At 30.5% G+C, this 5,687-nt stretch carries 8 protein-coding genes; 1 reads left to right on the top strand and 7 read right to left on the bottom strand.

Annotated elements, in window-relative coordinates; all coding sequences use genetic code 11:
• Window positions 1-518 precede the first annotated feature (518 nt).
• The 5 genes from CN514_RS23165 to CN514_RS23145 all read right to left on the bottom strand — a co-directional run bounded on the left by CN514_RS23165 (window position 519) and on the right by CN514_RS23145 (window position 3,549).
• Window positions 519-974 (bottom strand): YlbF/YmcA family competence regulator, encoded by a 456-nt coding sequence (locus tag CN514_RS23165; RefSeq protein ID WP_098234589.1) that lies wholly within the window; start codon window positions 972-974, stop codon window positions 519-521.
• Window positions 975-1,035: 61 nt separating this feature from the next.
• On the bottom strand, window positions 1,036-1,608 hold the full coding sequence (locus CN514_RS23160) for a histidine phosphatase family protein (RefSeq protein ID WP_098234588.1): 573 nt from the start codon (window positions 1,606-1,608) through the stop codon (window positions 1,036-1,038).
• Window positions 1,609-1,683: 75 nt separating this feature from the next.
• Window positions 1,684-1,965, bottom strand: coding sequence for a YlbE-like family protein (locus tag CN514_RS23155; RefSeq protein ID WP_098234587.1), 282 nt, complete (start codon window positions 1,963-1,965; stop codon window positions 1,684-1,686).
• 11 nt (window positions 1,966-1,976) lie between these two features.
• Window positions 1,977-2,390 (bottom strand): YlbD family protein, encoded by a 414-nt coding sequence (locus tag CN514_RS23150; protein ID WP_098234586.1) that lies wholly within the window; start codon window positions 2,388-2,390, stop codon window positions 1,977-1,979.
• A gap of 115 nt (window positions 2,391-2,505) precedes the next feature.
• Window positions 2,506-3,549: a CAP domain-containing protein gene (locus CN514_RS23145; protein WP_098234585.1), complete on the bottom strand. Its 1,044-nt coding sequence runs from the start codon at window positions 3,547-3,549 to the stop codon at window positions 2,506-2,508.
• Window positions 3,550-3,725: 176 nt separating this feature from the next.
• Here CN514_RS23145 and CN514_RS23140 point away from each other — a divergent pair, with 176 nt between their 5' ends.
• On the top strand, window positions 3,726-4,097 hold the full coding sequence (locus CN514_RS23140; RefSeq protein WP_069035575.1) for a YugN family protein: 372 nt from the start codon (window positions 3,726-3,728) through the stop codon (window positions 4,095-4,097).
• A gap of 61 nt (window positions 4,098-4,158) precedes the next feature.
• Here CN514_RS23140 and CN514_RS23135 read toward each other — a convergent pair whose 3' ends face one another.
• Window positions 4,159-4,623: a DUF420 domain-containing protein gene (locus CN514_RS23135; RefSeq protein WP_098234584.1), complete on the bottom strand. Its 465-nt coding sequence runs from the start codon at window positions 4,621-4,623 to the stop codon at window positions 4,159-4,161.
• 11 nt (window positions 4,624-4,634) lie between these two features.
• A complete protein-coding gene (ctaG, locus tag CN514_RS23130) occupies window positions 4,635-5,534 on the bottom strand; it encodes a cytochrome c oxidase assembly factor CtaG (RefSeq protein WP_098234583.1) in 900 nt (299 codons plus the stop codon).
• Window positions 5,535-5,687: the final 153 nt, after the last annotated feature.

Raw genomic sequence — 5,687 nt, 5'->3', positions numbered from 1 at the left:
ATGATTGTAAATAAATAATAATACCTTGTCTTTGCACGAACATAGCTTTCTCCTTTAAAAATCCGTTAGAAATAGAATATCATATCCCAAATTTCTTTTGCAATGAAACTTTCATAAATAGTTTTTAGAAAGGATTGAAAATTATGTTAGATGATGTTTGGGAGCAATTTTTTAACTGTATTTCAAATTATAAACAAATTAATCAATTTTCAAACAAACAAATTTGTGGTGCTAATTTCCTATATATTCAGACAGACCTTCAACAGACCGAAGAAGCGCTCAAAAAACTACTGATTGATTGCGCAAGAACCATTACTGAACAGTTTAAACTAATTTACCGAGTTGAATTTATTCGTAATGAAAATAATAATAGTTTCGTATTTAAACATCGATTTTACGTTCCGAATAAAAAAATGTTTTGTTGCGGAAATAATTGCGCTAACTGTACTAGGTTCAGAAAATGAATTTTATTTAAAAAAAGACTCATTACTAAATAATGAGCCTTTCAATATGATTTATTACCTCGTTTTACATCCACACTTTCCACCTGTACCACATCCACCAGTACTACATCCTCCACCTGTGTTTACGAAGAAAGGATTACCCGCTGGAACTTTTACAGAAGGCGAAACAGCTTGAGCAATTAAATAGCTAGTCTCATCTAAAAGTAATTGGACCTGATCTTCCGCTTGCTTAAAAGCAGCGATTGTATCGTTTAATTGAAGTTCTCTTTTAACTTCACTCATTTTTTTACGAATTTCTTTATAATCTGGATGATATTTTCCAAATCGCTGAACATCCTCATATAAATCCTTCGTCTTCATAAAACGGCTAATAATTTCTTGCGCAGTTTTATCATTATTTAATGCAATATATGAAGTTCGATACTGATCTGCAACATCTGATTGCGCGATCATTGAAGCAAGTTCTTCTGAGACTGTTATAAGTTGCAAGGTTTCCATTGTTGCATACATTTCCTTACACCTCCAAGAATAAACTATATCACATTTAATTCCTTAAATAAAAGAACTTGTCCTAAGCTTTTATGTGATCAGAAATATTAAATTCATTTATCTTCCATTTACCATCTTTAAATTCAATAAAATTTGCACAAGCATTATTTAATTTTGTCCTAAAATTAACTTTCTCAGGATCAATTGCATGTAGAATTGCCTTAATCGTATGAGAATGTGCAACAATTACAATTCGTTTACCTTCATAATTTTGGGCAATATCTTTTAATGCACTAAAAGCTCGATCAATTAATTCTTCATTTGTTTCCATTCCTTCTACATTATTATTATAAATGTTTTCATGAACATCGGAAATAGGTTTTCCACTAGCTTCACCAAATTCTCTTTCTAGAAATCGTTCATCCTCTATAATCACATCAATTTTAGAAAACTCTGCAATTGCCTGTGCAGTTTGTTTCGCCCTAACTAAAGGACTTGTAATAACCCGATCCCACTTTTGATCACTTAAAAACAATGCACTATCATTCGCCTGTTGTTTACCTACCGTATTTAAAGGAATATCTTCTCTTCCTTGAATTATATTGTTAAAGTTCCAATCAGTTTGACCATGTCTTACTAAACAAATTTCTGTCATAACTACTACTCCTTTTTAAAACTTGCTTTCTTCATTGTAGCAAAAAGCTATGACAGATTGAATTATTATCCTTTTTTAATCTTCCTTTGTTTCGGTATCAGAGGATTCACTACTAGTACTTTGTTGATCCTTTAATACATGAAACATGTCAATCATAAACGATGCCATTTGAACTTGATTTGACAATTTATCAACTCGTTGTGGAATAGTTTTACCAAAAAACTCAAGGGATGCCAGTCTAAACTCATCAGTAAGCTCAGGATTTCTAGAAAGTTTACGATACCATTTTGGTTGTTGTCTTAAAAACTTCAAATAATCTTCTTCACTCTGAAGAAATTCCAATACATCTTTTCTCACTTTAAATCTCCTCAATCCTGTCTAAAATTAAATTGTTGTGATGCTGGCTTTTCTTCTCTTTGATTAGTTGAAGCAGCTGGAGATTTAAATTGTGATATAAGCTGTTGAATATTCGTTAAAGTAGAGTTTACATTTGTTAAATGGCCTTGAATTTGATCTGGATCTAAATTTTTAACAAAAGAAATGACTTTCCCAACATATCCTTCTTCTGATTGTTCCGTTTTGGCAGTTTTCTTTTGAGACTTTGTATTATTGTCATTTCTATATTCATCCCACATTTCATGGTCTTCACCTTTGTAATACCAATCTTCAAAATATTGTTGCCATGTTTTTTTACCCGTTTTTACTTCCTCACGAAGTTTTGGGTGTTCCATAACGAATTGCCTAAATTGTTCGATAGATGGACGATTATTTTCATTTCCCATTCATATCACTCCAATTAAAAGCATTTACTACAAAATTATGTCTTTCGAATAATTTTGTGCTTGTATGGAAATAAAAAAATCAAGCACAAACTTTCGCTTTTGCTTGATTTCGCTATTATTTTATAAAATTTTGGGTGTAATATTTATTAAAGGCTCCAACTCCAAGGGTGGTGTATTCTTTTTTATACATATTTACACGATGGCCTTTACTGTTAATCCATCCATATACAGATGCTATACCATCTACATAATTAGCTGAAATATTTTCGCCAGCAATTCTGTATGGAACATTTGCATCATTTAAACGATCAGCTAGACTACCATATAAGTTAGAATAGTGATCAAAATATTTATTTTGAACCATATCTTTACTATGTCCTAAAGCTACTTTGGCAGCATTAGCATTCCAATTTAAAGTACTTAAATTCATTCTTTTACGATAAACATTCGTTAAGTTAAATATCTGTTTCTCTTCTTCACGATCAACAATTGCTTCTTGCAATGTATTTAATTTTTTTGCATTTATTAAATTCCCACTATAAATTAGCTCGTACGGTTTCTGCTTAACTAAAGTTTCTGGAGATAAATATCGAACACCTAATAAACTTCCAGTAAAACGGTCAAAATAAAGTTGAGCAAAGCAATTATTTAATGAAACAAGTGGACGTTCGTGTAAATCGGTTGTCGATAATTTAAATGTGTATTGATTACTTACTATCGAAAAAGAGACTTTATCATGTAATGCTACATTATCCATTGTTTCTTCATAGTGGCTCCCCATCACAAATGGGGTTATATCAACTTTATTACCAGCGACAAAAATGGTTACAACTTTGCCATTAAGTACACCAAACTGAGTATACTTAGTAGCATCCTTATCATAAACAAGCCAATCATAGTCATATTGAGAAGGAACCTTTCTTGACGGTTTACCAAAGGTTTTTAAAATTTCTTGTTCACTTGTACCAATATATTGAGAAACGGAGTATGTAACTTTTTCAGTACTTGCATTTTCGATCATCGGCATATTCACTTCTTCTACTTTCTGGTATTGTTTAAATGATGAAATATTGGTGATCCAATCTTTAATAAGTGGACTGAACATAAAAACTGTTATAAAACTTATTGTAAAAAAGAAAAGTTTTATAAGCTTTTCCATTTAGATCTTCCCTTCCCAATTGTTAACTCTATGTTTATATATCCATTGTAGCCAAATTATTCAAAAAAATATATAAATTAGTTAAAATACATTTATCAGCTTTTCATTGCTAATTATTGTCATAGATAATATTATATTAGTAGGGATTTTTTCTAAGTAATTTAGGGGGTAATAACATGAAATTCGAGAATACAAATTTAGAAAACCATGTATTAAATGTAAATTTATTAACTGAAATCATGGAAGAATTAGGCTTTGTCCTTGCTGGTCAATGGGATTACGAAAGAGTAACTTACGATTATAAATTTGAACAACGTAATGAAATCTACTACTTACGCGTTCAAGGTTTCGCAGTAGAAGGACATGTAGAGTCAAGTAAAGGGAAAATCCAATTACTTACTCCACTTTTAGGTAAATACTATTATCCTCACGGTGTAGAGTACGGAGAAGGCGAAAACTTCCCTGAAAGTATCGTTGATAAAAGTAAAGAATTACTTAAAAAAGCTGAAGAGCAAATTTCTCTAGTAAGCAAGTTCATTATTCTATAATTATTAAAAAGAGTGAGTAAAAAGAAGTACAACTTCTTTTACTCACTCTTTTATTTTTTACTTAAAATCCTAAAACAGCTTTAATAACTGAAGTAGTGTCTCCACCTTTGTAGAAAACGTATAATAAGCAATAAACGACTACACCTGTAATTGCAGTAAAAAACCAAATAATACTAGTAATCGGTCCAATTTTTTTGTGTAGTTTTAATTTGTTTTTAAATCCTGAGATAATTGATACTAGACCAAATACTCCGCCAGTTGTAGCTAAGAATATATGGAAAAATAAAAATATATGATAATACAGCTTTAAACTTTTTGGTCCCCCAAAAGAAGTATTTCCGATAAAGATTGTTCTCGTTGCGTATACAATGAAAAACGAGAGTGCAAAGACTCCAGCAAAGAACATAACTTTCTTATGTCCCTCTATATTTCTTTTTGCAATAAGATACCAGCCGATTGCAACTAATACGGCACTAATTACAATAAAGCTTGTACTTATTGTTGGTAAAATTGGTAACGAATTCAAAATTTCCACCCCTACGATTTTTTAAGCAATAACGGATTACTACTGATTGGATCAATTTTATTTCCATTTTGTTCTCTTTTAGCCCATTTGAAAAAATTATAACCAATAACAGATCCATAAACTATTTCCTGGATAATTTTCATGATAACTCCGCCAACCTGCTGATCTTCCCTTGCTGACATAAAGTTAAATACTTCTGGACCTGAAATATTTAGTGATTTTAATAAATCAGGTGATACGCAAAGTTCCATCGCTTTACTCCATAACACTGGATCATTATAAGTCGCGTAAAATGGATGTCCTGCAAAAATAATAAGTGCACATGCTGGTGTTAATAAAATACCATTTCCAAACATATAACCAATCTTTTGGATATCAGAAAGTGTTTGTCTTTCAGGTAAGTTATTAATAACAGGAAACCACATAAATACTGCCATGAAAAATAATATATTTGTAAATAAGAAATGATAGACATTATTCGTTTTTACCGTATCAAATACTAATGGATAATGGTAAATCGAAAATACTACATTAAAAATAAGTAAAGCAATTAATGGTTTTGTAGCAAAAGTAAAAAACGAATTAACGAATTTTGGTTTAAGTATGTTTCTCCATAACCAATCTGGAATACCATTAATAAGAAAGATCGGTGCAACTAAGTATAATACTGCCATTTCAGTCATATGTGCACTAAAAATTATATGACCAATTAAATCGATTGGACTGCCTTGTGCGGTGTAAACTAACAAAATTCCAATTACGAAATACACCATTTGTTTAGTCTCAGTAACATGGTTTTTATCTTTAAATTTATTAATTATGTAAAAATAACCTAAAATGACTAAAACTAAAAACACAAATAAATATGGACTCCAAAGTGCTTTAAACCCGAACATCCCTAAGCTAATCATGAATGCACACCCTTTAATTATTCTATTCACACTTATAATTTTTACCTAATGTTTAAATTAATATTGGGCTATGTAAATATAGTGTAGATTTAAAACTTATAAACAAAAACTTCACAAAGACAAAAAAAATTTAAACATTACTTCTATCATATA

Origin of the sequence: Bacillus sp. AFS001701, from assembly GCF_002559405.1 — a bacterium.
Taxonomy (GTDB): Bacteria; Bacillota; Bacilli; order Bacillales; family Bacillaceae_G; genus Gottfriedia.
The sequence above is the reverse complement of the archived record's forward strand: the minus strand, read 5'-3'. Positions and strand labels throughout refer to the sequence as shown.